Below are 14,291 nucleotides of genomic sequence, written 5' to 3'. Positions count from 1 at the left end.
CCGAGGCGGAGGCGGCCGGTGACGCGGAGGCGCCCGAGTCGCGGCACGCGCTTGAGGGGTGCTCGCGCCTCGTGCCGGCGGGGCAGGCCGAGGACATGATCCGCTATGTCGATGTCGGCCGCTGTTTCTGGAGCTCCAACAGCTGAGCGCGCGCATGGGCCGTGGTGCGTCAGGCGGGATCGGCGCCGTAATCGGCATCGGACACTTTTTCGAGCCAGTCCGCGGCGCTCTCGCCGTCCCTTTCCTGGATCGCGATATGGGTCATGGCGCAATCGGGCGCGGCGCCGTGCCAATGCTCTTCGCCCGGCTCGAACCAGATGACGTCACCCGGAAAGATCTCGCGGACCTCGTCCTTGCGGGTGCCGATCCGGCCCTTGCCGGCGGTGACGATCAGGGTCTGGCCGAAGGGGTGGGTATGCCAGGCGGTGCGCGCGCCCGGCTCGAACGTGACGGTGAGTGCGGCCACGCGTGCGGGTGAGGGGGCCGAGATCACCGGGTCGAAGCGGACGGTGCCGGTAAAATAATCCTGGTTCGGGTACTCCGATGGACGCGATCCTGCGCGGTGTATGTTCATGGGGCTGCCTCTTTCGGGTGAGTTTGGAACCATGCCATGATGCGCTGCAATCGAGGCGGGGGCAATGCGTGACCCGCCGGGCGCGAAGGATCAACCGCGCCGCCGTCGCCTGCGCCCGCCGCTGTCTTCGCCGCCGGTGTTGAAGCTGACATCCGGCAGGGGCACGACCGAGTTCAGGATGGGGAAGGGTTCGGCCGAATTGGGCAAGGCCGAAGCGTTCACGAAATGCTCCTGGAAGCGGGGTTCGATGGCGGTTTCGATCTTCTCGATATTGCGCACCGTTTCCTCGATCTCGGCGCGGGTATCGCTGTTGAGGAGCGCGATGCGCGCGCCTGTGCCGGCGGCGTTGCCTGCCGATGTCACCTTGTCGAGCGCGCAATCGGGGATCATGCCCAGAACCATCGCGTGCTTGGGCGAGATATGCGCCCCGAAGGCCCCGGCCAGCACGACGCGATCCACGGTATCGACGCCGAGCTTGTCCATCAGCAGCCGCGCGCCGGAATAGAGTGCGGCCTTGGCCATCTGGATGGCGCGGATATCGGGGTTGGTGACGGTGATGCGGGGGCTGTCCTCGGTGCCGTGCCAGAGCACATAGGAATGGGTGCGCCCGTCGGCGATGCATCGTTGGGTGCCCACCTGCTCGGCCGATCCGATCAGGCCTGAGGCGTCCACGATGCCGGCCATGCGCATCTCGGCAATCGCCTCGATGATGCCCGAGCCGCAGATGCCGGTGATGCCGGTGGCGGCGATGGCTTCGGAAAAGCCGGGGTCATCGGACCACAGATCGCAGCCGATCACGCGAAAGCGTGGCTCTTTCGTGGCGGGGTCGATCTCGACTCGCTCGATCGCACCGGGGGCGGCGCGTTGGCCCGCGCTGATCTGGGCGCCCTCGAAGGCGGGGCCGGTGGGCGAGGAACAGGCCAGCAGCCGGTTCTTGTTGCCAAGCTGGATCTCGGCATTGGTGCCGACATCGACGACAAGCACCAGATCCTCGGACTTGTCGGGCGCCTCGGAGAGGGTGACGGCGGCAGCATCGGCGCCGACATGGCCCGCGATGCAGGGCAGGATATAGGTGCGGGCCGCCGGGTGAAGCTCGAGATCCAGATCGGCGGCGCGCAGGTGGAGCGCGTTCGAGGTGGCCAGCGCGAAGGGTGCCTGGCCCAGTTCATAGGCGTCGATGCCCAGAAAGAGGTGATGCATGACCGGGTTCATCACGAAGACCGAGTCCATGATCAGGGCGCGGTCGATGCCGGCCTCGGTCGCGATCTGCTCGAAAAGCGTGTTCATGCCCTCGCGCACTGCGCGGGTCATTTCCCCCGCGCCGCCGGGATTCATCATCGAATAGGACACCCGGCTCATCAGGTCTTCGCCAAAGCGGATCTGCGGGTTCATCAGTCCGGAGGAGGCCACCACCTCGCCGGTGCGCAGGTCGCACAGGTGGGCGGCGATGGTGGTCGAGCCCAGATCGACGGCAAGGCCATAGAGCGCGCCCTCGTAGAGCCCGGGCCAGAGATGCATGATGCGCGGCGCGCCCATGCCTTGATGCAGGGCGACGGTGACACCCCAGCCGCCCTTGCGCAGGACGGGCTGAAGGTAAGGCAGGACGTGAAGATCGGACTCGACGCCTTTGATCTCCCATTGGTTTTCAAGCGCCGCAATCAGGCGTTCGAGATCCCCCGAAGGCTCGTGCATGTCGGGCTCCTCGACCTCGACATAATAGAGCCGCACGGCGGGGTTCATCACGATGTCGCGGGCCTCGGCGCGTTTGCGCACGACCTGCTTGTGAACCTGCGATTCGGGTGGCACGTCGATCACCACGTCGTGCTGGATCGTCGCCTGGCAGCCGAGGCGGCGGCCCTTGGCGAGCCCGCGCTTGCGGTCATAGCGTTCCTCGACCGCGTTCCATTCGGACAGCGCGTCGGGCGCCACGGTGACCCCGTGCTTGGAGAATTCGCCGTAGGACGGTGTCACCTGGCATTTCGAACAGATCCCCCGCCCGCCGCAGACCGAGTCGAGATCGACGCCCAGTTGCCGCGCGGCGGTCAGGACCGGGGTGCCCGCGGGAAAGCGGCCGCGTTTGCCCGAGGGGGTGAAGATGACGAGGGGGTCGTTGTCCATGACGCTGCCTTTTGTGCCGTTGCCCCGACAATAGGGGCTTTGCCGCCGGGAAAAAGATGCGGAGCGGCATAATCTTTTCCGGGAGCGGCATTTTCCGCCCCCCTGGCGCCGGGGCAAGGGGGGACGCCTCCGGCGGGAGTAATTGGGGCAAGATGAAGGGGGGGTTAGCGGAAGCCGCGGGCGTGGAAGATGAATCCGAGAAAGTTGAGCAGAACCTGCGCGGCGAGGATCGCGGTCGAACCAGATGGGTCGTGATCGGGGGAGACCTCCACGAGGTCGATGCCCACGATCTCGTGTCGGTTGGCGACCTCTTGCAGGAGTTCCAGCACGTCGTAATAGAGAAACCCGCCATGGGAGGGCGTGCCGGTGCCGGGCGCGATCGAGGGGCAGAAGGCGTCGATGTCGAGGGTGACATAGACGCGCGCGCCCTGGGGGATGCGGTCGGCCAGCGCCTTGGGGCCGAGCGCGCGGGCCTGGCGCACCGAGAGGATGTCGGCGCCCATGGCGCGGGCATCGTCATAACCCTCTTTCGCGGTGGAACTCACATTGCGGATCCCGACCTGGGTGAGGCCGGTGACGTAACGCTTTTCGGCGGCGCGGCGCATCGGGTTGCCGTGGCCGAAGCGCACGCCATGGCGCTCATCGACGAAATCGAGATGGGCGTCGATCTGGAGGATGTGAATGTCGCCCTGATCTTCGAAGGCGTTGATGCAGGGGATGTTGACCGAGTGATCGCCGCCGATCACCACCGGCAGGGCACCGGCGGCAAGGGCGGCGCGCACGCCAACCTCGATATTGGCGTGGGAGGTCAGCGTGTCGGTATGGACGATATCGGCATCGCCCATGTCGATCATGCGCACCGAGCCGGGCAGGTAGGTGCAATCGTCCTCGTGATCATAGGCCCCGGCATGACCGAAGGCGAAGAGGGTGCTGGCCTCGCGCACGGCGCGCGGGCCAAAGCGCGCGCCCGCGCGCCACTGGGTGCCGAAATCGAAGGGCGCGCCGAGGACGGCGATATCGGCCGCGATGGCGGACCAGTCCTCGACATAGGGGCGTTTGCCGAAGGTCGCGATGCCCACGAAGGGCAGGTTGAGGCGGCCGGATTCGTAACCGTGGGTGGTCATGCGGGTCTCTCCTTTGGTGTCGTGAAGGTGGCCCGGTTGGTGGCGGGGAGCAAGCCGTAATTGGGGTTTCCCCCGGCCGGTATCCATGCGATAGGGAAGCGCCAAACGATCCCGAGCCATGGAGAGCCCAGATGGAGATTCGTGAGGCCCTGACCTTCGATGACGTGTTGCTAGTTCCGGGGGCGTCGAGCGTGTTGCCCAGCACCGCCGACACGCGCACCCATGTCACGAAATCCATCGCGCTCAACATCCCGCTTCTGAGTTCGGCCATGGACACGGTGACCGAATCCCGCATGGCCATCGCCATGGCCCAGGCCGGCGGCATGGGGGTCATTCACAAGAACCTGAGCGTCGAAGAGCAATCGCGCGAGGTGCGCCGGGTCAAGCGGTTCGAGAGCGGTATCGTCTATAACCCGGTCACGCTGCGCGCCGATCAGACCATCGCGGACGCGCGGGCGCTGGTGGAGCGATACAATTTCACCGGCTTCCCGGTGGTGGACGAGCGCGGTCACATCGTGGGGATCGTGACCAACCGGGACATGCGCTTTGCCACGTCGGAGGACACGCCGATAAAGCTGGTCATGACGACCGAAGACCTGGCGATGCTGGCCGAACCGGCCGATCTCGACGAGGCCAAGAGCCTGATGCGGGCGCGGCGGATCGAGAAATTGCTGGTGCATGACGGCAAGGGCAAGCTGACCGGGCTACTGACGCTCAAGGACACGGAGCAGGCGGTGCTCAATCCAACGGCGTGCAAGGATCGCCTTGGACGGCTCAGGGTGGCGGCGGCGACCGGCGTGGGCGATGCCGGGCTGGAGCGGACCGAGGCGCTGATCGATGCGGGCTGCGACATCATCGTGGTGGACACCGCGCATGGCCATTCCGCCGGTGTGCTGGAGGCGGTGAAACGCGCCAAGTGCCTGTCGAACGAGGTGCAGATCATCGCCGGCAACGTCGCCACCGGCGAGGCCACGCGCGCGCTCATTGACGCAGGCGCGGACGCGATCAAGGTGGGTATCGGGCCGGGCTCGATCTGCACCACGCGGGTCGTGGCGGGCGTGGGCGTGCCGCAGCTGACCGCGATCATGGACTGTGTTCGGGCTGCGGGTGATGTTCCGATCATCGCCGATGGCGGCATCAAGTTCTCGGGCGATTTCGCCAAGGCGATTGCGGCGGGGGCGTCCTGTGCGATGGTGGGTTCCATGATCGCGGGCACCGATGAAAGCCCCGGCGAGGTCATCCTGTACCAGGGGCGCAGCTTCAAGAGCTATCGCGGCATGGGCAGCCTTGGCGCGATGGCCCGCGGCAGCGCCGACCGCTATTTCCAGAAGGACGCGGCCAGCGACAAGCTGGTTCCCGAGGGGATCGAGGGGCAGGTGCCCTACAAGGGATCGGCCAGCGTGGTCATTCATCAGCTCGTGGGCGGGTTGCGCGCGGCGATGGGGTATACCGGCTGTGCGACGGTCGAGGACATGCGCCGCGATTGCCAGTTCATCAGGATCAGCGGCGCCGGCCTCAAGGAGTCGCATGTGCATGATGTTCAGATCACGCGCGAAAGCTCGAACTACCGGATGGGCTGATGCGGCCTGATGCGCGGGTGCAGGCGGCGGCGGACTGTGTTGACCGCATCCTTGCCGGTGCGCCCGCGGAAAAGGCGCTGACCGCTTGGGCACGCGGGGCGCGCTATGCCGGATCAAAGGACCGCGCGGCGGTGCGCGATCATGTCTATGACGTGTTGCGCCAGAAGCGACTTTGCGCCCATCTGGGCGGCGGGGAGACCGGGCGCGCGCTGATGCTGGGGCTGATCCGGTCGCGGGGTGAGGCGCCGGAGGCGTTCTTTACCGGTGAACGCCATGCGCCTGCGGGGCTGAACGCGGCGGAGCAGCAACCGCTCCCGCCACCGCCGGACGCCGGGTTTGCGGAACTTCCCGACTGGCTCCTGCCGGGGCTTGAAGCCCGCTATGGCGCGGCACTGGCCCCCCAGCTTGCGGCGTTGCGCCAGCGGGCGCCGGTGTTCCTGCGGGTCAACGGGCGCAAGGCGACACGGGACACGGCGATCGGCCATTTGGCCGAGGATTCGATCGTGGCGCAGCCCTGCGCGGGGTCCGGGATGGCGCTCCGGGTTGCGGCGGGCGCGCGGGCGATTGCCCGGTCGCGTGCGTTCCTGGCCGGGATGGTCGAGTTGCAGGATCTCTCCAGCCAATCCGCGATGGAGCGGATTCCACTGCGCAACGGTATGAAAATACTGGATTACTGCGCTGGAGGCGGCGGCAAGACACTGGCGTTGGCCGGTCGGGTCGAGGCGGATTTCTTTGCCCATGACGCCAGTCCTGCACGCATGCATGACCTGCCGCCGCGCGCGGCGCGGGCCGGGGTCGAGGTGCGGTGTCTTGATGCGTCCGAACTGGCCCGATGGGCGCCCTATGATCTCGTGCTGTGCGATGTGCCCTGCTCGGGTTCGGGGACATGGCGGCGTGATCCGGACGCGAAATGGCGGTTCACGCCGGAGCGGCTCGCGGAATTGACAAGGACACAGGACCGGATTCTGGAGGCCGCCGCACCCATGGTCGCCCCGCGCGGATTGCTGGTCTATGCGACATGTTCGCTTTTGCCGGACGAGAACGAGGCCCGGGTCGCGCAGTTCTGTGCGCGTCGGCCTGGGTGGCGTGTCGCCTTCTCGCATCAGTTTCCGTTGAGCGAAGGGGGCGATGGCTTTTTTGTTGCGCAGCTTGAACGGTATGCGGAAACGTAGGCCGCAACCAGGGCGGGTTTCCGGGCAGGGTTAACGCTCGCTTAAGGTTTTGGCGTGCAAGATCGCTGCCAGACAGAACCGGCTCAAGGGGGCTTTTTTGGCGCATACCGACTCCACGCATGGCATGCTGTTGCGCGCCGCCGAGAGGGTGGTGCCGCGACTTGGCATGCTTGCCCTGTTGGCCGCTTCGTGCCTGGCGGCTGCCTATGCGCTGGGTGAGGGGGGGCTGTCGCTGGCGCTGGGCACGGCGGGTGGCACGCTGCTGGTGCTGGCGGGCATGATCTCGGCCATGGTCTGGTGGTATCGGGCCCGGAACCGGCAATCGCAAAGGGCGGTGGCGGAATTCGTGCAGCATGACGCCGTGCCCTGTTTCGTGACCGATGCCGATGGCGAGATATCGCATGCGAATCCCGCGGCCGGGAAACGGTTCGACGCTGGCGCGCAAACCCTCGCCCGCGTGTTTGAAGAGGTTTTCGCAAATCCCTCGGCGGTGATCTTTCGTCTCATGAAGCGGGCGGAAACCGCGGGCGCCGCACGAGAGGATGTCGTGACACGGCGGGGCCATGTCCGGCTCGCCACGCATCGGGTCGGGCCGGCCGTGTTCCTTTGGCGCATCGAGGAAACGGCCGAGAAGGGGCAGGGGCGCGGCGGTAACGGCGCAACCCTTCCGGCCCTGACCGTCGGGCGCAACAACGCGGTCCTGTTCATGAACGCGGCGGCGCAGCGGCTGATCGGAGAGCGGGTGAAATCGCTCGACCGGCTGTTCACGACGCTGCCCGTGCAGTCCGGCGAGATTCAGCAGATCAGCACCAAGGATGGCATCCGACGCGTGATCGCTGCCGAAATCCGTGGTTCTGTCGGTCGTTCGGAACTCTATCTCGTGCCCGCGCCCGAAGCCGTCAAGCAACACGATGGCGCAGATCGCACGGAAGCGGATGACGCGCGCCACATGGAGACCCTTCCCGTGCCGCTGTTGAAGCTGGCCGCTGACGGGACCGTGCTGTTCATGAACGAACAGGCGCGCGACCTGCTCGGCAGCGCGGCGCGCGAGGGCCAGCACCTTTCTGCACTGCTGGAAGGGTTGGGCCGGTCGATCACCGACTGGCTGACCGAGGTCGCCGAAGGGCGCGAGGTGACGAACAACGAATTCCTGCGCGTGTCGCAGCGTGACCGGGAGGTCTTTGTGCAGGTGCTGCTCAAGCGCGTGAACGCGCCGGGCGACACCGGGTTGATCGCGGTCCTGAACGATGCGACGGAACTCAAGACGCTGGAAGCGAAATTCGTGCAAAGCCAGAAGATGCAGGCGATCGGCCAGCTTGCCGGGGGCGTGGCGCATGATTTCAACAACCTGCTTACCGCGATTTCGGGCCATTGCGATCTCTTGCTGCTGCGCCACGATCAGAGCGATCCGGACTATAGCGACCTTGTCCAGATCAACCAGAATGCCAACCGTGCGGCCGCCCTCGTGGGGCAGCTGCTTGCATTCTCGCGCAAGCAGACCCTGCAACCCAGGTTGCTCGACCTGCGCGAAACGCTCTCGGACCTGACCCATCTGCTTAACCGGCTCGTGGGTGAGAAGGTGGTGCTCACGCTCGAACATGATCCGGTGGTTCACAAGCTCAGGGCGGACAAGCGGCAGCTGGAGCAGGTTCTGATGAACATCGTGGTGAACGCCCGCGATGCCATGCCGGACGGCGGAGAGATCCGGATCGAGACGCAGGGCCTCGACCTGGCCGAGCCGATGACGCGTAACCGGGCGGTGGTGCCGGCCGGGAAATATGTCTGCATCCGGATACATGACGACGGCGTCGGCATGCCGCCGGATATTCTGCAAAAGATTTTCGAGCCGTTCTACACGACGAAACGCACCGGCGAGGGCACGGGACTGGGACTTTCCACCGCCTACGGGATCATCAAGCAATCGGGCGGGTTCATCTTCGCCGACAGCACCCCCGGGCAAGGAACGGTCTTCAGCGTGATCCTTCCGATCCATGACGAGGACGAGCTGCGTGAGCCCGCAAAGCCCGCGGAAGGGGGCTTGCCGATGGCCGCACCTGCGGGCGATGGTGTCATCCTGCTGGTCGAGGATGAGGCGCCGGTGCGATCCTTCGCGTCGCGCGCCCTGCGCCTGCGCGGCTACACGGTTCTGGAGGCCGAATCGGCCGAGGATGCGCTCCGCACGCTGGAAGAAACCGATCTCGACATTGATGTCTTCGTCACCGATGTCGTGATGCCCGGCATGGATGGCCCGAGCTGGGTGCGAAGGGCACTGGAAACGCATCCCGGTGTGCGCGTGGTCTTTGTCTCGGGGTATCCCGAGGATGCCTTCGCGGAAGGACAGCCGGGCATTCCGAACTCTGTTTTCCTGCCGAAACCGTTCTCACTCACCGAATTGACGGAAGTGGTGCAGCGGCAACTGCATTGATGCCGGGGGCCGGCGCAGGCGTGCGCACAGGTCGGCCAGACAGGCAGGGCGATAGCGCGGCAAACTCACGCCAGGCTGTCCCACAAGGCGAAATCCTCGGCGCAGGCATCGGTCAGCCGGGTTCTGAGCGACTCCGGCAATGTCAGGTCCGCAACCGGCGAAACATTGACGCGCGGCAGCGCGATCTCGAGCCCTAGGCGCTCTTCGAGATAGGCCACGCAATCCTCGATCGCCTCGTAACGAAAGATCCGGTCAACCGATGTACCGTTGGGGCGTGGTTCGAGGAACCTGGCCTGCGAGCCGACATTGGCAAAAGCCGGACGGGGATCGCGAAGGTAGCCCTCGACGAAGTCTGCAAAGCTCATCTCGGCGGTGGAGACAGGCGTTCCGGAAAGGAACGGCCGTTGGCGATAGCGATACCAGCTGCCCAGCCAGCTGACCGGCTCGCGCATGACGGCGATGGTTTCGACATCCGCGCCGATGAACTTCTCGACCATGGGGCGGAAGAACCGGTTGTAACGATAGACCGGCGCGTGCTTGAGCTCGGGCGGATCGAGCACGGCGATGGCGGCATGTGCGGCCAGCGCCTGTTCGATCGCGGTCGTGCCGGTCTTGGGGACCGAAAGGACCACCAGGCGTGCCTTGGAAAAAACGAGCATGTCAGCGGTCCCGTTATGGCGGATGCGGCTTTCTGTTGCGCGTAAACTATCTTTTAACCTTTTGGCGAAAAAGTGGGTTCATGAAATTTCCTGTTGAAATGTTCCCTTTTTGTCTCCAATAAGAACATTAAGGGAACATGAGTGACGGCGATTGCCGCTCCGGGGCGGCTGTGAGATAAGGACGCAAATCAATGGCAACGGCAGAACTTTTCCAGATGGACAACAAACGCGACGCGAACAAGCAAAAGGCGCTCGACAGCGCGCTGGCGCAGATCGAACGGCAATTCGGGAAAGGTTCGATCATGAAACTGGGGGCCGACAGCCCGGTTCAACAGATCGAGGCGACCTCGACCGGGTCGATCGGGCTCGATATCGCGCTGGGCATCGGCGGCCTGCCCAAGGGTCGGATCATCGAGATCTACGGCCCCGAAAGCTCGGGCAAGACGACGCTGACGCTGCACTGCGTGGCCGAAGAGCAGAAGAGGGGCGGGGTTTGCGCCTTTGTCGATGCCGAACATGCGCTCGATCCGCAATATGCCAGGAAACTCGGCGTCGATCTCGATGAGTTGCTGATCTCGCAACCGGACACGGGCGAGCAGGCGCTCGAGATAACCGACACGCTGGTCCGGTCGGGCGCGGTGAGCCTGGTGGTGGTCGACTCGGTCGCGGCCCTGACCCCGAAAAGCGAGCTCGAGGGCGAAATGGGCGATTCGAGCGTGGGCGTGCAGGCCCGGCTGATGAGCCAGGCCATGCGCAAGCTGACCGGCTCGATGTCGCGGTCGAACTGCATGGTGATCTTCATCAACCAGATCCGCATGAAGATCGGCGTGATGTTCGGCAGTCCGGAAACGACCTCGGGCGGGAACGCGCTCAAGTTCTATTCCTCCGTGCGGCTCGACATCCGGCGGATCGGCTCGATCAAGGATCGCGACGAGGTGATCGGCAACCAGACCCGCGTGAAGGTGGTCAAGAACAAGGTGGCGCCGCCCTTCAAGCAGGTGGAGTTCGACATTCTGTTCGGCGAGGGCATTTCCAAGACCGGCGAGATCCTCGATCTGGGGGTTGCGGCCGGCGCCGTGCAGAAATCCGGCTCGTGGTATTCCTATGGGGATGAGCGTATTGGGCAGGGGCGCGAGAATGCGCGCCAGTATCTCAAGGACAACCCCAAGGCAGCGCTTGAGATCGAGGACAAGATCCGGGCGGCCCACGGGCTCGATTTCGATGCGCCCGAAGGCGCCGCGGGGGACGACGCCGTTCTCGATACCTGAGCGCCATCCGCCGCTTGTTTCCAGGGCCGCCCATCTAACGGGCGGCCCCTTTCATACGGAGCGCATTGTCGGGGTCGGGCGGGCCGTTCAAGGGCGGTGGACAGGCCAAACGCTTGGGGCTAAACCGCACAGGATCACTGACCCAGTCCCAGAGGCCATGCGCGATGCCCAACCTGAACGATATCCGTTCGACCTTCCTGAATTATTTCGCAAGGAACGGGCACGAGATCGTGCCCTCGAGTCCGCTCGTGCCGCGCAACGACCCGACCCTGATGTTCGTCAATTCGGGCATGGTGCAGTTCAAGAACCTGTTCACCGGGGTCGAGACCCGCGACTACACGCGCGCCACCACGGCTCAGAAATGCGTGCGCGCGGGCGGCAAGCACAACGATCTCGACAATGTCGGCTATACCGCGCGGCATCATACGTTTTTCGAGATGTTGGGCAATTTCAGCTTCGGTGATTATTTCAAGGCCGAGGCGATTCCCTTTGCCTGGGAACTGGTGACGAAAGAGCTCGATATCCCGGCCGAACGGCTCCTCGTCACGGTCTATCATACCGATGACGAGGCGGCCGATCTGTGGAAGAAGGTCGCGGGCCTGCCGGATGAACGGATCATCCGCATCCCGACCAGCGACAATTTCTGGATGATGGGACCGACAGGCCCTTGCGGGCCCTGCACCGAGATATTCTTTGACCATGGCGAGCAATACTGGGGTGGCCCGCCCGGGAGCCCGGAAGAGGATGGCGACCGGTTCGTCGAGATCTGGAACCTTGTCTTCATGCAGAACGAGCAATTCGAGGACGGCTCGATGAAGGCGCTCGACATGCAGTCGATCGACACAGGCATGGGGATCGAGCGGGTCGCGGCGCTGTTGCAGGGGACCAACGACAATTACGCGACCGACCTCATTCGCGCGCTGATCGAGGCCAGCGCAAATGCCACGTCGAGCGACCCGGACGGTCCGGGCAAGACGCATCACCGGGTCATTGCCGATCATCTGCGCTCGACCTCGTTCCTCATTGCCGATGGCGTGATGCCGTCGAATGACGGCCGGGGCTACGTCCTGCGCCGGATCATGCGGCGCGCGCTGCGCCATGCGCATCTTCTGGGATCGAAAGACCCGGTTATGCACCGCCTGGTTCCGGCGCTCGTGCACCAGATGGGCGCGGCCTATCCCGAACTGGGGCGGGCACAACCCCTGATCGAGGAAACGCTGGAGCTTGAGGAAACGCGGTTCAAGCAGACGCTGGATCGGGGCCTGCGGCTCCTTGACGAGGAGCTTGAAACGCTTGATGCGGACGCGCCCTTGCCCGGTGAATCGGCGTTCAAGCTCTATGATACCTACGGGTTCCCGCTCGATCTCACGCAGGATGCCCTGCGCGAGAAGGGGCGCGCGGTCGATACCGAAGGGTTCGAGAAGGCCATGGCCGAACAGAAGGCCAAGGCGCGCGCGGCCTGGGCCGGGTCGGGCGAGGCGGCGGATGCCTCGCTCTGGTTCGACCTGGCGGATCGGCACGGGGCCACGGATTTTCTCGGGTATGACACCGAGACGGCCGAGGGGCAGGTTCTGGCCCTGGTCCGGGAGGGGGCCGAGGTCGAGCGGCTGGATGCCGGGCAGGAGGGCTGGGCCATTCTCAATCAGACCCCGTTCTACGGCGAGGCGGGCGGGCAGGTGGCCGACCACGGCTATATCCGGCGGCTCGCGGATCTCGATGACGTCAGCCACGTGACGGACGTGCAAAGACATGCCGATGGCCGGCTCTTCGCGCATAAGCTGCGGGTGGAGCGTGGCGCCCTCGGGCGGGGTGATACCGTTTCTCTCGAAGTGGATCACAAGCGTCGCAGCAAGGTGCGGGCCAACCATTCGGCCACGCATCTGCTTCACGAGGCGCTTCGCGTGCATCTGGGCGATCACGTGGCACAGCGCGGCTCGCTCAACGACGTGGATCGGCTGCGCTTCGACTTCAGCCATGCCAAGCCTCTGACGGAGGCGGAACTGCGCGCGGTTGGCGAAGAGGTGAACACCTTTATCCGCCAGAACAGCCCGGTGACAACCCGGATCATGACGCCCGACGAAGCGCGCGAGATCGGGGCGCAGGCGCTTTTCGGCGAGAAATACGGCGATGAGGTGCGCGTCGTGTCAATGGGGCGCGCGCCGACGGGCAAGGGCACGGATGGCGAGACCTGGTCGATCGAGCTGTGTGGTGGCACGCATGTGACGCGCACCGGGGATATCGGGCTCTGCGTGATCGTGAGCGATGCGGCATCGAGTGCCGGTGTGCGGCGGATCGAGGCCCTGACCGGGGCTGCGGCCTTCGAGCATCTCGAGGCGCAGGCGGCCCAGGTCAGCGAAATCTCGGCCACCGTGAAAGCGCAGCCGGCCGAGGTCGCCACGCGCATAAGGACGTTGATGGACGAGCGCCGGGCGTTGCAGAACGAGGTTGCGCAACTGCGCCGCGAACTGGCCATGGCCGGGGGCGCGGGGCAGGGAAGCGGTGCCGAGCCACGTGACATCAACGGTGTGCGGTTCCTGGCGCAGGTTCTTTCGGGGGTGAGCGGCAAGGACCTGCCCGCGCTCATCGACGAGCACAAGGCGCGGCTGGAAAGCGGTGCGGTCCTGCTCATTGCCGATGCCGGGGGCAAGGCGGCGGTGGCGGCGGGCGTCACTGCGGACTTGACCGATACGCTCTCGGCGGTTGATCTTGTGCGCGCGGCGGTGGTCGAGCTGGGCGGCAAGGGTGGCGGTGGCCGACCCGACATGGCGCAGGGGGGGGGCCCGGATGCAGGAAATGCCGATGCGGCGATCAAGGCGGCACAAGCCGTGATAGGAGGTTGAGATGGGTGCGCTCTGGATTGCACATGTGACGGTGACCGATGCCGAGGCTTACGGCAAGTATGCCGCGCTTGCCGGCCCGGCGATTGCCAAGCACGGGGGCGAGTTCATCGCCCGCGGCGGTCGTTTCGTGCAGCTTGAGGGCCGCGAGCGACCGCGCAACGTGGTGGCACGGTTCCCGAGTGTCGAGGCGGCGGTCGATTGCTATCACAGCCCGGAATACCAGGAGGCGCTGAGCCACGCGCGCGGTGCATCCGAGCGTGAGCTGATGGTGGTGGAAACCAGTGAGTGACAGGTGACGGAACTTTTCCAGCAAATTGCAGTTTTAGCCCCGCTTTTCACTTTGGCTGGATCTGCGCTTGCTTTTGTTTGGAAACAATATCTTGATAGCCGTTCAAATCGGAAACGCGAACTTTTTTGAATTGATGTCTCTCCTTGATGAGCGAGGGACGTTGGCCTCGAAACTGGCCGCGATCTACCGATTACGAGAATTTCCTGAACATAGTGAGTTCGTGATACGCGTTTGTGCTACTG

Annotated in this window: 10 protein-coding genes; 6 read left to right on the top strand and 4 right to left on the bottom strand. The window is 65.0% G+C overall.

Annotated features, from left to right (window positions below):
- Positions 1–169 precede the first annotated feature (169 nt).
- The 3 genes from ACESL9_RS03105 to ACESL9_RS03095 all read right to left on the bottom strand — a co-directional run bounded on the left by ACESL9_RS03105 (position 170) and on the right by ACESL9_RS03095 (position 3,816).
- Positions 170–574, bottom strand: coding sequence for a cupin domain-containing protein (locus ACESL9_RS03105; RefSeq protein ID WP_372614151.1), 405 nt, complete (start codon positions 572–574; stop codon positions 170–172).
- A gap of 90 nt (positions 575–664) precedes the next feature.
- Positions 665–2,692, bottom strand: coding sequence for an ASKHA domain-containing protein (locus ACESL9_RS03100; RefSeq protein ID WP_372614153.1), 2,028 nt, complete (start codon positions 2,690–2,692; stop codon positions 665–667).
- A 164-nt stretch (positions 2,693–2,856) separates the two neighbouring features.
- Complete coding sequence (locus tag ACESL9_RS03095; protein ID WP_372614155.1) at positions 2,857–3,816, bottom strand: agmatinase; 960 nt, start codon at positions 3,814–3,816, stop codon at positions 2,857–2,859.
- A gap of 131 nt (positions 3,817–3,947) precedes the next feature.
- On the opposite strand from ACESL9_RS03095, the gene guaB reads away from it, so the two are divergent.
- From guaB to ACESL9_RS03080, 3 genes are all read left to right on the top strand, one after another.
- Positions 3,948–5,396 (top strand): IMP dehydrogenase, encoded by a 1,449-nt coding sequence (guaB, locus tag ACESL9_RS03090; protein ID WP_372614157.1) that lies wholly within the window; start codon positions 3,948–3,950, stop codon positions 5,394–5,396.
- Entirely contained in the window at positions 5,396–6,568 is a 1,173-nt protein-coding gene (locus tag ACESL9_RS03085; RefSeq protein WP_372674493.1) for an RsmB/NOP family class I SAM-dependent RNA methyltransferase, read from the top strand. Before guaB ends, ACESL9_RS03085 begins: the two co-directional genes overlap by 1 nt.
- A gap of 124 nt (positions 6,569–6,692) precedes the next feature.
- Positions 6,693–8,993: an ATP-binding protein gene (locus tag ACESL9_RS03080; RefSeq protein ID WP_372674500.1), complete on the top strand. Its 2,301-nt coding sequence runs from the start codon at positions 6,693–6,695 to the stop codon at positions 8,991–8,993.
- Positions 8,994–9,058: 65 nt separating this feature from the next.
- Here the strand turns inward: ACESL9_RS03080 and ACESL9_RS03075 are convergent, their stop codons facing one another.
- Complete coding sequence (locus ACESL9_RS03075) at positions 9,059–9,652, bottom strand: gamma-glutamyl kinase (protein WP_372674492.1); 594 nt, start codon at positions 9,650–9,652, stop codon at positions 9,059–9,061.
- A gap of 191 nt (positions 9,653–9,843) precedes the next feature.
- On the opposite strand from ACESL9_RS03075, the gene recA reads away from it, so the two are divergent.
- The 3 genes from recA to ACESL9_RS03060 all read left to right on the top strand — a co-directional run bounded on the left by recA (position 9,844) and on the right by ACESL9_RS03060 (position 14,049).
- Positions 9,844–10,920, top strand: coding sequence for a recombinase RecA (recA, locus tag ACESL9_RS03070; RefSeq protein ID WP_372614163.1), 1,077 nt, complete (start codon positions 9,844–9,846; stop codon positions 10,918–10,920).
- Positions 10,921–11,084: 164 nt separating this feature from the next.
- Positions 11,085–13,760 (top strand): alanine--tRNA ligase, encoded by a 2,676-nt coding sequence (alaS, locus tag ACESL9_RS03065; RefSeq protein WP_372614165.1) that lies wholly within the window; start codon positions 11,085–11,087, stop codon positions 13,758–13,760.
- Between the two features lies 1 nt (position 13,761).
- Positions 13,762–14,049: a DUF1330 domain-containing protein gene (locus ACESL9_RS03060; protein ID WP_372614167.1), complete on the top strand. Its 288-nt coding sequence runs from the start codon at positions 13,762–13,764 to the stop codon at positions 14,047–14,049.
- The last annotated feature ends 242 nt before the right edge of the window (positions 14,050–14,291 follow it).

Origin of the sequence: Aquicoccus sp., from assembly GCF_041686535.1 — a bacterium.
Taxonomy (GTDB): Bacteria; Pseudomonadota; Alphaproteobacteria; order Rhodobacterales; family Rhodobacteraceae; genus Aquicoccus.
Note: the sequence above shows the minus strand (reverse complement) of the source record. Positions and strands in the feature narration are given on the sequence as shown.

Bases quoted from the DNA above. Each gene is read 5' to 3' on its own strand.
- ACESL9_RS03105 (WP_372614151.1), bottom strand. From the start codon at position 574: ATGAACATACACCGCGCAGGATCGCGTCCATCGGAGTACCCGAACCAG.
- guaB (WP_372614157.1), top strand. From the start codon at position 3,948: ATGGAGATTCGTGAGGCCCTGACCTTCGATGACGTGTTGCTAGTTCCG.
- alaS (WP_372614165.1), top strand. From the start codon at position 11,085: ATGCCCAACCTGAACGATATCCGTTCGACCTTCCTGAATTATTTCGCA.
- ACESL9_RS03080 (WP_372674500.1), top strand. From the start codon at position 6,693: ATGCTGTTGCGCGCCGCCGAGAGGGTGGTGCCGCGACTTGGCATGCTT.
- ACESL9_RS03075 (WP_372674492.1), bottom strand. From the start codon at position 9,652: ATGCTCGTTTTTTCCAAGGCACGCCTGGTGGTCCTTTCGGTCCCCAAG.
- ACESL9_RS03085 (WP_372674493.1), top strand. From the start codon at position 5,396: ATGCGGCCTGATGCGCGGGTGCAGGCGGCGGCGGACTGTGTTGACCGC.
- recA (WP_372614163.1), top strand. From the start codon at position 9,844: ATGGCAACGGCAGAACTTTTCCAGATGGACAACAAACGCGACGCGAAC.
- ACESL9_RS03060 (WP_372614167.1), top strand. From the start codon at position 13,762: ATGGGTGCGCTCTGGATTGCACATGTGACGGTGACCGATGCCGAGGCT.
- ACESL9_RS03095 (WP_372614155.1), bottom strand. From the start codon at position 3,816: ATGACCACCCACGGTTACGAATCCGGCCGCCTCAACCTGCCCTTCGTG.
- ACESL9_RS03100 (WP_372614153.1), bottom strand. From the start codon at position 2,692: ATGGACAACGACCCCCTCGTCATCTTCACCCCCTCGGGCAAACGCGGC.